Below are 13661 nucleotides of genomic sequence, written 5' to 3'. Positions count from 1 at the left end.
ACCTCCCCGGGATGTGTTAAGCTTGACTCCATAAGAGAAGATTCGCTTCTTCAAGGTACGGTTAAGCTAGTAGCAACAGTCAGCGGATGGAGGGACAGAGGTTGAAGAAACGCAGGTTGAACGGGACTCGAATTAAGGCAATACTGATGATGCTTATGCTTGTCCTGCTGCTTACAGGCTGCGCGCAAGGCACGGCCCATGTGACTGTGAAGAAGGACGGCTCACTGGATCTGGCCTTCAGTCTTATGCTGGATGCCCGGGCAGAGAAGCTGGTCAGCGGCAAAGTGGAGGAGCTTCTGACCACCCGGCTGGCGGCCGCAGGCATAGAGCTGAAGAAGACGGCAAGCGGCAAATCAACGGAATATCAATTTCATAAATCGTATGCTTCAATGGAGGAACTGAAGAACAGCAGCAGCGGCATAGATATTGTGGAGGCTGAAGTGGGACAGACGGACAGGTGGCTGTATACCAAATACGATGTGGTGGCCCAGCCTAAGCTGAACGCCTACTCCGATGAGATTATTGACGGCATCGGCAGCTTGAATGTTCCTAAGTCCCTGGTGCGGCTCCTGATGGGCAGCTTCTCCGTGGATTTCAAATTAACGATTCCCTATGATCTATACGGGGCTAATAATGCGGCTGAGCAAGACGGCAACACGTTAACCTGGCATGTGTCCCTTGCGGATTCCGAGCCTATTCGGCTGGTAGTCTATGTACCGGATATCAGGAATATTGCGATTACTGTAGGCGGGATCTTGCTTATTCTGGCCTTACTTCTTACATGGTTTATCAGAAAAAGAAAGCTGCAGAGGCCCAAGGCCCCGCCTGAAGCCACGGCGCCTACTCATCGTCCGGGACGGCTCTAAGCTTTGTATGGAAGCTGTCACGGTATTGGCCGGGGGTCATCCCCTCCTGCTTACGGAAGGAACGGATGAAGTTCTGTGAATTGTTGTATCTCAGGCGGGAGGCGATATCCTTCACGGGCATATCGGTCTCCTCCAGCCATTTTTTGGCCATTTTGAACCGGTACATGATCAGGTAATCACTGAAATAATACTGCGTTTCCTTGCGGAATACACTGCTGATGTAGTTCGCGTTATAATGCAGCCGGGAAGCACACTCCTCCAGCGTCAAATCCTGGTCATACTCATGCTGGACGATGTCGATCAGCTTCTCGGAGATATTATGATACTGGGCGTTCTGCCTGCTGTGGAAGATGACGATGACCGGCTGGATCACAATGGTCCAGAACCAGTCCTCAATCTCAGCCACGATATGCAGATCGGTCAGCTCCTCGAACAGGGAACCGCTCGCGTGGTAGATCTGATTCAGCGTAATTCCCGATTCCTGCATCATAATGAGCGTATTGTTCAGCAGCCGGGTCAGCGGAATCTGATATTCCTGCGGCGAGAGTCCCAGCGCAAAAATACACTTAAACAGCTTATGCAGCAGCTCCTTCGCCTTATCGCTGTCAGCCAGCTTGATGGCATCCATCAGGTCATTTTCCGTGTGGGTCGGGTAGTTCAAATTGAGATAATGTTTGCCGGAGTTAAGGTTCTCGTACTGGATGATGATGCCTTTGCCCAGGGTAATCCGGTGCTTCAGGGCTTCCAGACTTTCCCTGTAGGCAATGGACATTTTGTCAAACGAATGAAACGGCAGGCTCAGCCCAATGCTGACCTGCAGCTTCAGGACCTCGTTAATCTCCTGCTGGAGCTTCTCCGTAAGCGCATAGAGCATCCGGTGAAAAGCTTCCGTGCCCTCATCCTCACTGCCGATGACAACCGCCAGCGCATGACCCATCAACACAGGGGTTAGCCTGTGCTGCGCAGAGACCAGCTCCTGAGTCATATTATGCGCTGCGAATAACAGCAGATTGAGATCCTTTTTCTCATAGCTGTTCTCCTCGGAGAAGTCGATGCTCAGCGTAATGACAGCCATCGTCTTCCACTCCTCGACTTGCTTGCCGTACCCGTATTGCTCCAGCTCCTCCATCAGCTCGCGTCTTCTCAGATTGCCTCCGAACGCCTGAATCAGAAAGAAGGTCCGCACCTGCCCGAGATGCTGGCTAACCTCCTTCTCCAGTTGTGACTTCGATTGGAACAGGGAATGCACCTGCTCGCCGATGAGCTGGAATTCATCCGTACGCCCTGCCCGCAAACCGGGACGGCGCAGTCCAATCTGAGTGAGCAGCCGTTCGATAGGCGTGTACATGCGCCGGGAGCCCAGCCACGCCAGCAGCACAGACAACAGCAGCATGAACGTGCAGACGAATACCGTGTAGGTGCCGATTTTGCCGGATTCGCGGGTCAGACTCTTGATGGAGGTGGCCGACAGATAGATCCAGCCGTTCAACTGGGAACGCATATAGGTGATCGAGTAATCGGCTTCATTAAGCTTGGTCTTGAATTGTCCCGATGGCTCGGCGGCAGCGGCGATCTGCTCGAAGCCCGTGAATCCAGCCGCTGCGGCAGGCTCTCCGATCAGATTGCGGTCCGGATGCAGCAGAATCCGTCCGCTTTTATCCAGCACCATAATACTGTCCAGCGGCTGCATATCGGGATTAATGAAGTCCTGAAGACTGCAGGCGGGAATATTGGCCAGAGCCAGTCCGTATTTCTGCAGCTTGGTCGTGGGCAGCTTCTTAATCAGACTGATGCTGTACTTGCAGCCGGTCACGTTAATGCTCTCTTCGCTGTAGAACAGGGAGGAGGGGTTCAGCACCCATGAGGAGGAGCCTTCCACATTCAGCAGATTCGTGAGCTGCTCGTAATTGCGGTATTCATTTAGCCGGTAGAGCCCGGAGTTCTTGATCATCCAGTTCTGGCGCTGATTGAGCAGGATGACATCTTCCAGCCGCGTATCGAAGGACTGCATATTACGGATCTCATTGCGGATGTCGTTATATAAAATGAAATCGTTTTCATTCAGCGGATTGTTCAGCGCCTTCTTCAGCACCGAAGAGTTCACGACCTGGTTCAAGGTGTGGTTGACAGTATTCAGCTTATGCTCTACATTTGAGGTGATTTGTAAAATGAGTTCCTTTTTGCTTTCGTTAACATTTTTTTGAATTTCGCTGGAGGATGTGAAATAGGAGAACGAGCCAATGAACAGCACCGGCAGGATGCTGATGGCGAACGCGAACATAGTTAATTTACTGAGAAAGCTAAGCTGTTTCAACAGCGTTCAGCACCTTTGCATGAAATATGGAAATCACTGTCTTAAGTGTATGCATCACGAAGGATAATAACAATAATCATCTGGTACCGCAATAATCATTTTCTCTAATCATTCATACATAAGCTACATTATTCAATAGATAGGCTTCTAAGGCAGATAAATATTACGCTTCAGGGGGTTATGGAATGTTCAACCGGTTAACGGGCAGGAAGAAAGCTCTTGCAGGGTGCTTCATCCTATTCTTATCGTTCATTACGTTAAGCGCTTGCAGCGGGGGGGAGTCTGAGCGTTCCGATTCAGCGGATGCCCCGGCGCCGATCTCGATTCTGGCACCGCTGCATTTTCCGCAGACGCCTTCGGCGGAGCTGATTGCCGAGATTGAGAGACTGACCGGGACTCAGCTCAATATTACTTGGGTACCTGAGGGCGTCTACACGGACAAAATGAATACCGCACTGACCACCGGCTCACTCGGCAAAGTGACATTCGTGAAATTCACCGATTATAATCCGGTCAAGAATATGATCCGCTCCGGCGCCTTTTGGGAGATTGGTCCCTATCTGGCGGAATTTCCGAATCTCAGTCAGCTGAATGCGGCGATTCTTAAGCAGACTTCGGTGGATGGGGGCATCTATGGCCTTTATACAGAAAGGCCAGCCTCCCGGCAGGGCATTATTATCCGCAAGGACTGGCTGGAGAAGCTGCACCTCAGTCCGCCCGGAACGCTGGAGGAGCTGTATGAGGTGATGAGGCAGTTCACCATGAAGGACCCGGACGGCAACGGCAAGGCAGACACCCTAGGACTGGTGGACCGCAACGATCTGGTGTACGGGGTATTCAAGACGTTAAGCTCTTATTTCGGTACGCCGAATAACTGGAAAATTGAAGATGGACAGTTCATCCCGGAATTCGCCACGCCCGAATATATGGACACGATGAACTTCATGCGCAAATTATACAAGGAAGGGATCATTAACCAGGATTTCGCCCTGACCAGCAAGGAAGTGCAGCGGGACAAATTCATCCGGGGAACGGCCGGGATCTTCATCGGGAGCATGACGGATGTGCAGCGGCTCTCCATTGAGGCCAAGGCGATCAACCCCAAAGCAGAGCTGACGCTGATTAACCGCATTAAGGGGCCGGATGGATATAAGGTATGGTCCATACCGAAGTACAACGGCTTGTACCTCTTTTCACGTAAAGCTATTGCTACCGAGCAGGAGCTGAAGCAGGTGCTGGGATTCTTCGACCGCACGATGGATGAGGATGTAGCCAACCTGATGGCCTACGGCTTCGAGGGCCGCCACTATAAGCTGGACGGGGAAGGCAAAGTGATTCTTCCGGAAGAGACATCCCAGCTTCGGGTGTATGAGGTCAATCCGCTCAATTCCCTGATGATCGCCGATGTAGGCAATACCCATATCAAGGAGGTCGCACAAAAAGAGCAGCTTACCGCCCTGGCCGACCAGCTCAGCCGGGATAACGAGCAGTTTCTGGTCGATGACCCTACCGTGTCGCTAACCTCGCCGACCTATGACGAGAAGAACGCCGAGCTGTCCGCGATCATCGTGGATGCCACCTACAATTATATTCTCGGCAACATCGACGCCGCCGGCTTCGCCGGGGAGGTCGAGAAATGGCACGCCAGCGGCGGCAGCCTGATTATTCAGGAGTACGGGGAGGCGGAGGGGAAGGCGCGGGAGGGGGAGGAGTGAGAGGATAATTTACCAATATTATGATAGGATGATATTTATACCTCAACTGTTGATATAAGGAGAAAACATGAAACCAATCGTTATCCAACCTGTGAACGCCCAGAATTGGGAAGAAGCTCTAGAGATATCTGTTGGTGAGGAGCAGCGCAACTTCGTTCCTTCTGTGATGGAGTCCCTAGCATATGCCTATATCAAGCCGTGGGATGAAGCGTTAGATCCGTATATTCTATCCATCGATGGAAAAATTATCGGATTCTTCTATCTTTCATTTACTCCCGGAAGCTCAGATAATTACTGGATTGGCGGGTTTCAGATTGACCACAAGCACCAACGAAAAGGCTATGGGCAACAAGCTATGGTAGAAATCATTAAATTCATTAAAGAAATCCATCCGAAGTGCAGCTTAATATCCTTAACGGTGGAACAAAGAAATTCAGTTGCAATGAAGTTGTATGAAGAATTAGGATTCACCAGCGAGCAGCGCTTGAACCAGGATGGGGAGATCATCTATACCATTCAGCTTGACTGAAGATCAATTCATAATGAAGGTTGTGAACACTTTGACTATTGTTAAATTACATAAGATTACCCCCGAGCTGGAACACGAATGTACTCAATTGAGCGTGAGCACGGAGCAGTTGGACTTGGTTGCAAGTAATGCAGATTCACTTGTGCATGCGGTAAATGAGCCTACATCGGTACCCTACGGTATTTTTGCTGAAGGAAGGATGGTTGGATTTATCCTTTTTGATAATGAAAGATATACAGACGGTTACTATTGGATTCTGAGATTTATGATTGACGGGAGATTTCAGGGTAAAGGATACGGGAAAGCAGCAATTAAAGAGGTCATTAAGATGCTGAGCAGCCGCGAGGACTGCACACAGATTAGGGTATCGCATATTCCGCATAATCTAACGGCCAATAAGCTCTATAAGGATGTGGGATTCACCGAGACTGGGGAGTTAGAGGACAACGGGGATATTATATTGGCTTATACGATGTGAGGTTCTCCACAATTGTTCAGCCGGGTACCAGTCGCTATAAGAAAAGAATTAGGCAAATACCTGCAGTTCCTCATTGGAACTCGCAGGTATTTTGCATTTTACTGAGGACAAATAAGCTGTCTCGGCTTCAATGATAAGCTTGGAATGAGTGTGGCTGAAGGAGAATGGTGAGGAGCATTGATGTATGCGGAAAACCGAACACAATGGGCTGGTGGATGTAGGCCGAATGCTGGTCCAGACTCAGCCATCATGCAGGTGGAAGGAGAAAAATGTGGTACCACATTTGAATGGTAATCGAAATTCCAAATTTTTAAAATATAGGAAAAATACATAAATAAACACTTGATTAATGAATCTTCCGTTGATATATTTTGTGTAATATAAAAGGGATATTATTCTATAAATCACAAATTGAAGAGGAAAGGTGGTTAGGACTTGCAGGCAACGACTACGGTATTATCGGAACTGGAGGAATATTTGCGGAGGACTGGTTTGACGATTACCCAATTTGCCAAGCGTTCTCAGCTTCATTCCGGAACACTCAGCAATATTCTTCGCGGGCACCGGCCTATTGCGATGCAGCAGCTGGATCGGATTACTCAGGCCATGGGACGGGAAGAAGGATATTTTTACGACTTGTACATCAATGACTATATTTTTGGCGGCTCTTCCGACTGGCGGAGGATTGGACCGCTGCTGCTTCGCTGTGCCGAACTGAACATGCTGGAGAGTATTGAGCGAATGGCCCGCCATATTATGGACAATCTGATGTACGCTCCCCTGTTGTTTGATAGTGCAGAAGAACTCTTCATGGCCGGGAAAAGGGATGCCGCCGCCGCAATCTATGAGATCGTCGCCGAATCTGAACGTTATCAGCATTCGGAACGGCTAGCCCTATGCCAGTTCAGGCTGTTTACCATTGCGCTCAGCGATGACCAGAACCGGAACCTGTGGGCTGCGAACCGGTTCGAGCCTTTTGTCGAACGGTTAGATGAAGTTGATCAGCTTGATGCACTCAAAGAGCTTGCCAATACATACCGCTCCCTACAGCGCTGGGACAAGGTTGAGGAATACGCCGCTAAGATGGGCCATAAGGCCAGAATTCAATATGACCTGAAGGTCCGGGACGAACACAGAGCATCGGAACCGGTCATGCTTCCCGGCAGACCGCTGTTCTTTTACATTGCGTACAGTAATTTGCTGCGCGGAAATGTCTGCGATGAGCTGGGTGATTATGAGGGAGCTTTGGGTTTTATAAGAAGTTATGCTGATTTGAGCTGGGTTAGAGAGCAAGGAGATGAGGTCGAGCGTTGGAAAAGTTTGTTCATGGAGTGGTCCAAAGATAATATTCTTTTGACAAAGCTGGTAAGTGGAGATTCCACTGTAATTGAGCAGTATTCTGCCTACCTTAACGCACATCAAGAGGAGAGAATTACTGGGTTGTTGTATATGCTTAAGGCTGCTAATAAATACAACTTTAATATCAACGCTATCTTACAACAATTTAAGCAGGACCTAGAGAAGAGTGTTATTGATCTGGTCCAGGTGAGATATTCGCGTAAATTAGTTCTAGACCGTCAAGCTAATTTACTGCTGGAACTGGCTAAGTACCTACTAGACAGAGGAGAATATCACAGCGGCCTAGAATTTCTAACGAAGTCGGTTCAGCAGTATCAGTTGATCAATGATGAGAAGCATAAGATTCTGGGCGTTCTCACCAACATCCTTAAGCAATCCAGAAGCAGTACAGGTTAACAGTTGAACAATCTATTTCTCCTACAATCCTCCATCGAACTTATTGCCCCCTGTACCCGCTGAGCTTCATTCAATCATCCAATCACCGTCGCTGCCCACTCCCAGTAGACTTCAAGCACACACCTGAACGATTTGCAGAAATATCCTTTAGTTTTTCTAAAAAAGCATAGGAACCAAAATTAGATAAATTGTATCTCAGTGCGTTACTCTCAAATGAAACAGATGAAAACCCGGCTGATACTGATGTTCCATCAAGTTTATCTATATATAGCAATTAATAAAGAAGGAGCCGTTGTTTCACTACAATGACTCCTTCTTTGTTTTCATATTTAATTATAAGGGAGTATTCACCTTAAGGGGAATCGGAGAGTTGTCTCTGTTCCCCGAAATTTAAATATGCGCACATTGTATTTACCTTGTGAGTAAAATATAATACGATGTAAACAATACTTATGAAAGAGGTGTTGAGAATGGCTCAAACCAATATCAATATTCGGATTGATGAAGACCTAAAAAAAGAAGCGGAATTGCTTTTTTCAGATTTGGGATTAAACATGACAACGGCGATAAATATCTTTGTTAGACAGTCACTACGTCAAGGTGGAATTCCTTTTGAAATCACAACTCAGACTGATCCTTTCTATAATCCATCCAACATCAAATGGTTAAAGCAATCCATTCAACAGATGGAGCAAGGAAAGACTGTGACTCAAACAATGAACGAATTAGAGAATATGGCTGATGAGTAGACTTATTTTTACAAACAATGCCTGGGAAGATTATTTATATTGGCAAACCAAGGATAGAAAAACACTGAGAAGGATCAATCAGCTCATAAAAGATATTGAACGAAACGGCTACGAGGGGATCGGAAAGCCGGAGGCCCTGCGTGGCGATTTCTCTGGTTATTGGAGCCGTCGCATTGATGACACCAACCGCTTAGTATATCGTATCCAAAGTGGAGTGATTGAGTTTTATGCTTTTCGAACTCATTATGGTGATAAGTAAATGTTGTACTGTGGCTTGAATCTAAGCATCTAATCACCGTCGTCGCCCACTCCCAGTAGACTTCAAGCACACACCCTGAACGATTCGCAGAAATATCCTCATTTCCAGAATGGAGCTGTTAATGTATAAGGAGGCCCCGCCGCTTCAGCGGTGGGGCTTAGATATGGGACTAATCCGAATATATTCTCAACAGCTTATGGTAGACTACTCATCGTTTCAATCAGTAGGTTTGCTCCTAACTTGAACCCTTCAATAAAGGCAGCTTCCACACGTATACTGTTCACGCTGTCGCACAAGTCCAAATATTCCTCCAGCTCTCTAAACACTTCCTCGCCCAACCGTTCGGGCCATTGCTGTGTCTCTGCTGTTACCTGTCTGCATGCAGAACGATACTCTGGATGTGATGGCACAATGTTCATATCGGGTTGAAGCTTCCCGTGGTACAAGGCTTCCAAAATTGTTTTCATGTTCGTCCTCCCATTATGTTCATCGCATCGCTTGAATGAGATTCCTGCACATGGTAGGATATTTATGCAGTCTGCTTATCCAAGCGGATGTGTGGGTAGGAAGTAGCGGTGTTCTTTGCGGGATTTACGCTGCTTCCTTCTTTATTTTTGGAGCTCGTCAAACACCTTTTCAATTCCCTTGCGAATCACATCGGAACGGGTCGTTTGTAGTTTTTCGGTGCAAGCATCTAGCTTGCTCAGAATCTCTTGATCAACACGTATCTCAATCTTTTTGCTTTTGGGATTGTCAGATAGAGGACGCCCCATCTTCTTAGCGGACATTTCATCACCCCTTTTTTGCCCTGACAATAATATATTATTGCCTGGACAAAAAGTCAATGAGATCCTGCATGGTTACCTTGCTTTTTCATACAAAGAATGCGGATAACTACGATGAAACTATAGAACTATACAAGCACAGGTGTTTTAGAGACTGAAGTAGTTGGATTTTTTTGAATGCAGCTGCTTGAAAATCGATTTTTTCATCAGTCTGTAAATCTATAAATCATTTCAATGCGAATAGTAAGAAGCACAGGAGATACAACGGGGAACCTTGGACGAAAGATGTTCGAGGTTTCCTTTATTTTGCATTACAAAAATTCTTCACTTGAAAGATTAAGCGAAATGTAAAATATATCCTTGTGATCTCGATTTTCTTTCCCAATATTGCAGCGTGTAACCGGGTGTGGCATACTCATCAGCAAAAGGTTCGTTTTTTTGAACGGGGAAGCGGATTGAGGGGGAGTAACATGGATAAGCAGCAAGCGGTCCGAAGGATTAGAGAAGATTTTAAAACATGCCAGCAGATCTTGTCTGCCATTGGGAATGATACACGCCAGTCGATTATTACGGCACTTATGGAGACGACATGTACAAACGGCCTGCGTGTAGGCGAGATTACGGAGCTAACCCATCTGTCGCGCCCGGCGGTGTCGCATCATCTTAGAATTCTCAGAGAGGCAGGGATTATTAGGGTCAGGGAGGAAGGGGCCAAGAACTTTTATTACATGGACGTCAGAACCAACCTCGGGACGCTGAGGAATGTAGTCACTCATGTCGATGAGTTCATTGAACGGTTCTATTAGACAAAAGCTGGAGGGTCCATCATGAAAGCAATGGTTATCGAAAAATACGGAAAAACCCCGCTTCGTTTAGCGGACCGCCCAATGCCTGAAGCCGGCGAGCATGAGGTGCTTGCGGAAATCCGTGCGGCCAGTATTAATCCGATTGATTTTAAAATCCGGGATGGCAAATTACGGATGCTTTTGAAATATGAGATGCCGCTTATTCTGGGCAATGATTTCTCAGGTGTCATTACCCAGGTGGGGGACAAGGTGAAGAAATTCAGGGTAGGGGATGAAATCTACGGCCGGCCCAGAAAAAGCAAAATTGGCACCTTCGCGGAGTATATTGTCGTTCATGAGGATGATATCGCGCTGAAGCCCCGCAACCTTACTTTTGAAGAAGCAGCTTCGATCCCGCTTGTTGGGCTGACCTCTTATCAGGCACTACATGATATTCTTCAGCTAACGGCTGGGCAAAAGGTATTGATTCAGGCAGGAGCGGGCGGAGTAGGCACCTTTGCCATCCAGCTTGCCAAAGTGATGGGGATTTACGTTGCAACCACTGCCAGTGAAGCTGGAACTGAACTCGTTAAATCCCTTGGGGCCGATCAGGTCATCAACTATAAAACAGAGCAGTTCGATCAGGTGCTGCACAATTATGATGGAGTATACGATACTCTCGGTGGTGAGGCGCTGGAGCGAGCATTCCGCATCGTCAGACCGGGAGGGCAGGTCGTATCCGTATCGGGTCTGCCCAACGCCCGTTTTGGTGCAGAGTATGGTGCTGGTTTTCTGAAAACAACGGCTCTCCGGCTTGTTACCCGTAAGCTAACCAAGCTGGAGAAACAGTACAATGTCAAATACAGCTTCCTGTTCATGAAGCCAAGCGGCAGGCAACTGGACATCATCACTGCATATCTGGAATCGGGCGCAATCAAGCCTGTTATTGACCGGGTTTTTCCTTTGGATGAAGCCCAGCAGGCGATGCAGTATTCCGAATCCGGCCGGGCTAAGGGGAAGATTATTTTGAGAGTAAAATGCGAATAACATTGGAACGGGTCGTTTGGAGCTTTTCGGTGCAAGCATCAAGCTTGTTCAAAATCTCTTGATCGGTACGTACTCGGATCATGCGGCCCGAGATAGTTGGAATTGTTCCACTTGTTGATGAACAAATAAACGCTGCTAAAATAACAATTGGAAAAACAACACTTAAATTCGCCCAATTCGGCCGCAGTATGCAAAACTAACAAAATTAGATGCCTTTTTTCCACCTGCTTCCGCCTTTTCTCGGAAATGAGCCTAATTAAGATGCATTTTTCCACTTGCTACCTGCAGGAGTAGGTAACCTTCCAAGGCCCCGCCGCGCGAAGCGGCGGGGCTATTCCCTTTGCCCCCCTTTCAAGGATAGGCCTTGAAAGCCCCCTAACTGGAGCGGCAGAAAGGGACGGAGGGAGGTTTGGAACTGTAGGAGCGGTAGCGTCCGCCTTTAGGTTTGGATTTCTACCGCAATTAGCGGTCCGAATCAGGAAATCCAAACCTAACAGCGGCCGGAAGTCCAAAGCTCACGCAGTCCCGCCCGCCGCCGCTCCTCTTGTCTCACCGCCCGCCGCCGCCCCTCAGTCCCGCCCGCCGCCCCAAATTGGTTTCCCACAATGCCTATCCCCCCATCACACGATAATCATTAACCCACACCTCCCGCCGCTGCGCACCTTTATGAGCAAATGATTGTTTTCGTAATCCAGCGCAGAGCGTAATGTGAGGCTTGTAACCAATACAAGTTAAACGGAGGTCAAAGAGGAATGACGAAAAAATCCTTCACCCTGCTCCTGAGCTCGCTGCTGACACTCAGCATGTTGTCCGCTTGCGGCGGTAACAACAACAAAGAGGCGGCAGCCACGAAAGACCCGGGCGCCAGCACCGGGACCAACACAACCGCAACCACGGACCCGGCCGCAGAGCCGGAGAAGCCGACAGAGATCAAGATTATGCTGCCGCTGAATACGACAGATACTCCACCGGATACGATCAAGAATGAAGTGGAGAAATTGACGAATACGAAGCTGACCTACCAGTTCTTCCCGGCCGATACGTATGAGGAGAAGCTGAACTCCTCGTTCGCCACCGGCTCCCTGCCGCAGGTGACGTACCTGAAGAACCAGACGACCTTCCTGCAGATGAAGGAAGCGATCAAGGACGGGCAGTTCTGGGAGATCGGGCCGCTGCTCAGCGAATTCCCTAACCTGAACAAGCTGAAGCCGGAGATCCTGAATAACACCAAGGTAGACGGTAAGCTGTATACCCTGTATATCGGCCGCCCGCTGGCCCGCCAGGGCATCATCTACCGCAAGGACTGGGCGGATAAGCTGGGACTGAAAGCGCCGGCCAACACAGAGGAATTGTTCGCGATGGCCAAGGCCTTCACCGAGCAGGACCCGGACGGTAACGGGAAAAAGGATACCATCGGCGTAGTTGACCGCAACGAGCTAGTGTATGGTGCGTTCAAAACCGTCTCCTCCTGGTTCGGCACCCCGAACAACTGGGCGGAGAAGGACGGTCAGCTTGCGCCAGAGTTCACTTTTCCGCAATATATCGATACTATGGATTTCTTCAAAAAGCTGCGTGAAGGCGGTTACATGAATCAGGACTTCGCAGCAACCAGCAAGACGGATGCGGTCAATATGTTCACCAGCGGCAAAGCTGGGCTCTATATCGGCGGCTCGATGCAGGATATTGATTCCCTGAACAAGGACCTGATCAAGAACGTGCCGGATGCCGTGCTGGATACGCATAGTATGGTGGCTGGACCTGACGGCAAGTTCGCCCAGTGGATGATTCCCGGCTATAACAACGTCGTGCTGTTCCCGAAATCGGCGGTGAAGGATGAAGCGGAGCTGAAGAAGATTCTGAAGTTCTTCGACTACATGATGACTCCTGAAGTATCGAACCTGATGTACTGGGGCATTGAAGGCACACACTATACCGTGGTGGACGGCAAAGCCAAAGCGACCGACAATAAAGAGCTGATCGAGCGTGAGGTCAAAGGCTTCAAGGACAGCGTCATCGGCGAATACGAAACGAACGGTATGTACCAGAGCTTAAACGTGCTGCCGGGCCGGATTCATGCAGAGGAGCTGGTGCTGGAGAACGTGAAGTACGGGGTCGCAGATCCTACGGCGGCGCTCGACTCGGCAACCTATACGTCCAAGGGCGTAGAGCTGCAGCAGATTATTGCGGATGCGACTTACAAGTACATGTATGGTCAGCTTGATAAGGCCGGCTTCGAGAAGGAAGTCGAGAACTGGAAGAGCCGGGGCGGGGCGAAGATCATCGAAGAATATAATGCCGCGTACAAAAAATAAACAGAGCGCAGCCGCGATAACAGCGGACTGAACACAGGAAGAGGGCTGCCCCGGGTTAGCGCTCCGG

General features: G+C 48.8%; 13 protein-coding genes. 10 read left to right on the top strand and 3 right to left on the bottom strand.

Annotated elements, in window-relative coordinates:
• Positions 1 to 101: 101 nt before the first annotated feature.
• Positions 102 to 866 (top strand): hypothetical protein, encoded by a 765-nt coding sequence (locus NST26_RS27150; RefSeq protein WP_340980279.1) that lies wholly within the window; start codon positions 102 to 104, stop codon positions 864 to 866.
• Here NST26_RS27150 and NST26_RS27145 read toward each other — a convergent pair.
• Positions 841 to 3180, bottom strand: a complete 2340-nt coding sequence (locus NST26_RS27145; RefSeq protein ID WP_340980278.1) for an AraC family transcriptional regulator — start codon at positions 3178 to 3180, stop codon at positions 841 to 843. The genes NST26_RS27150 and NST26_RS27145 overlap by 26 nt on opposite strands.
• 185 nt (positions 3181 to 3365) lie before the next feature.
• Here NST26_RS27145 and NST26_RS27140 point away from each other — a divergent pair, with 185 nt between their 5' ends.
• From NST26_RS27140 to NST26_RS27115, 6 genes are all read left to right on the top strand, one after another.
• A complete protein-coding gene (locus NST26_RS27140; RefSeq protein ID WP_340980277.1) occupies positions 3366 to 4895 on the top strand; it encodes an extracellular solute-binding protein in 1530 nt (509 codons plus the stop codon).
• Between the two features lie 67 nt (positions 4896 to 4962).
• On the top strand, positions 4963 to 5424 hold the full coding sequence (locus tag NST26_RS27135; RefSeq protein ID WP_340980276.1) for a GNAT family N-acetyltransferase: 462 nt from the start codon (positions 4963 to 4965) through the stop codon (positions 5422 to 5424).
• 31 nt (positions 5425 to 5455) lie between these two features.
• Positions 5456 to 5902, top strand: coding sequence for a GNAT family N-acetyltransferase (locus NST26_RS27130; RefSeq protein ID WP_340980275.1), 447 nt, complete (start codon positions 5456 to 5458; stop codon positions 5900 to 5902).
• A 435-nt stretch (positions 5903 to 6337) separates the two neighbouring features.
• Positions 6338 to 7657, top strand: coding sequence for a helix-turn-helix domain-containing protein (locus NST26_RS27125; protein WP_340958297.1), 1320 nt, complete (start codon positions 6338 to 6340; stop codon positions 7655 to 7657).
• 470 nt (positions 7658 to 8127) lie between these two features.
• The gene (locus NST26_RS27120) at positions 8128 to 8406 is read left to right on the top strand and encodes a type II toxin-antitoxin system RelB/DinJ family antitoxin (RefSeq protein WP_340958298.1); all 279 of its coding nucleotides are present in this window, start codon (positions 8128 to 8130) and stop codon (positions 8404 to 8406) included.
• Complete coding sequence (locus NST26_RS27115) at positions 8399 to 8665, top strand: Txe/YoeB family addiction module toxin (protein ID WP_340958299.1); 267 nt, start codon at positions 8399 to 8401, stop codon at positions 8663 to 8665. The genes NST26_RS27120 and NST26_RS27115 overlap by 8 nt, the downstream gene beginning before the upstream one ends.
• Positions 8666 to 8859: 194 nt before the next feature.
• Here NST26_RS27115 and NST26_RS27110 read toward each other — a convergent pair whose 3' ends face one another.
• Entirely contained in the window at positions 8860 to 9132 is a 273-nt protein-coding gene (locus NST26_RS27110; protein ID WP_340958301.1) for a DUF6809 family protein, read from the bottom strand.
• A 141-nt stretch (positions 9133 to 9273) separates the two neighbouring features.
• Positions 9274 to 9453 carry a CopG family transcriptional regulator gene (locus NST26_RS27105; protein ID WP_340958303.1) on the bottom strand — a complete coding sequence of 60 codons (180 nt, stop codon included), beginning with the start codon at positions 9451 to 9453 and terminating at the stop codon, positions 9274 to 9276.
• Positions 9454 to 9920: 467 nt separating this feature from the next.
• On the opposite strand from NST26_RS27105, the gene NST26_RS27100 reads away from it, so the two are divergent.
• From NST26_RS27100 to NST26_RS27090, 3 genes are all read left to right on the top strand, one after another.
• Entirely contained in the window at positions 9921 to 10256 is a 336-nt protein-coding gene (locus NST26_RS27100; protein WP_340958305.1) for an ArsR/SmtB family transcription factor, read from the top strand.
• A gap of 21 nt (positions 10257 to 10277) precedes the next feature.
• Positions 10278 to 11282, top strand: a complete 1005-nt coding sequence (locus NST26_RS27095) for an NADP-dependent oxidoreductase (protein ID WP_340958306.1) — start codon at positions 10278 to 10280, stop codon at positions 11280 to 11282.
• Positions 11283 to 12034: 752 nt separating this feature from the next.
• A complete protein-coding gene (locus tag NST26_RS27090) occupies positions 12035 to 13594 on the top strand; it encodes an extracellular solute-binding protein (protein WP_036732540.1) in 1560 nt (519 codons plus the stop codon).
• Positions 13595 to 13661 lie beyond the last annotated feature (67 nt).

Source organism: Paenibacillus sp. FSL R7-0128 (genome assembly GCF_038002245.1).
Taxonomy (GTDB): domain Bacteria; phylum Bacillota; class Bacilli; order Paenibacillales; family Paenibacillaceae; genus Paenibacillus_AQ; species Paenibacillus_AQ silagei.
This window is presented reverse-complemented; position numbering and strand designations above follow the sequence as displayed.

Coding starts and splice junctions, on each gene's coding strand:
- NST26_RS27095 (WP_340958306.1), top strand. CDS start 10,278: ATGAAAGCAATGGTTATCGAAAAATACGGAAAAACCCCGCTTCGTTTA.
- NST26_RS27120 (WP_340958298.1), top strand. CDS start 8,128: ATGGCTCAAACCAATATCAATATTCGGATTGATGAAGACCTAAAAAAA.
- NST26_RS27110 (WP_340958301.1), bottom strand. CDS start 9,132: ATGAAAACAATTTTGGAAGCCTTGTACCACGGGAAGCTTCAACCCGAT.
- NST26_RS27100 (WP_340958305.1), top strand. CDS start 9,921: ATGGATAAGCAGCAAGCGGTCCGAAGGATTAGAGAAGATTTTAAAACA.
- NST26_RS27140 (WP_340980277.1), top strand. CDS start 3,366: ATGTTCAACCGGTTAACGGGCAGGAAGAAAGCTCTTGCAGGGTGCTTC.
- NST26_RS27090 (WP_036732540.1), top strand. CDS start 12,035: ATGACGAAAAAATCCTTCACCCTGCTCCTGAGCTCGCTGCTGACACTC.
- NST26_RS27135 (WP_340980276.1), top strand. CDS start 4,963: ATGAAACCAATCGTTATCCAACCTGTGAACGCCCAGAATTGGGAAGAA.
- NST26_RS27105 (WP_340958303.1), bottom strand. CDS start 9,453: ATGTCCGCTAAGAAGATGGGGCGTCCTCTATCTGACAATCCCAAAAGC.
- NST26_RS27115 (WP_340958299.1), top strand. CDS start 8,399: ATGAGTAGACTTATTTTTACAAACAATGCCTGGGAAGATTATTTATAT.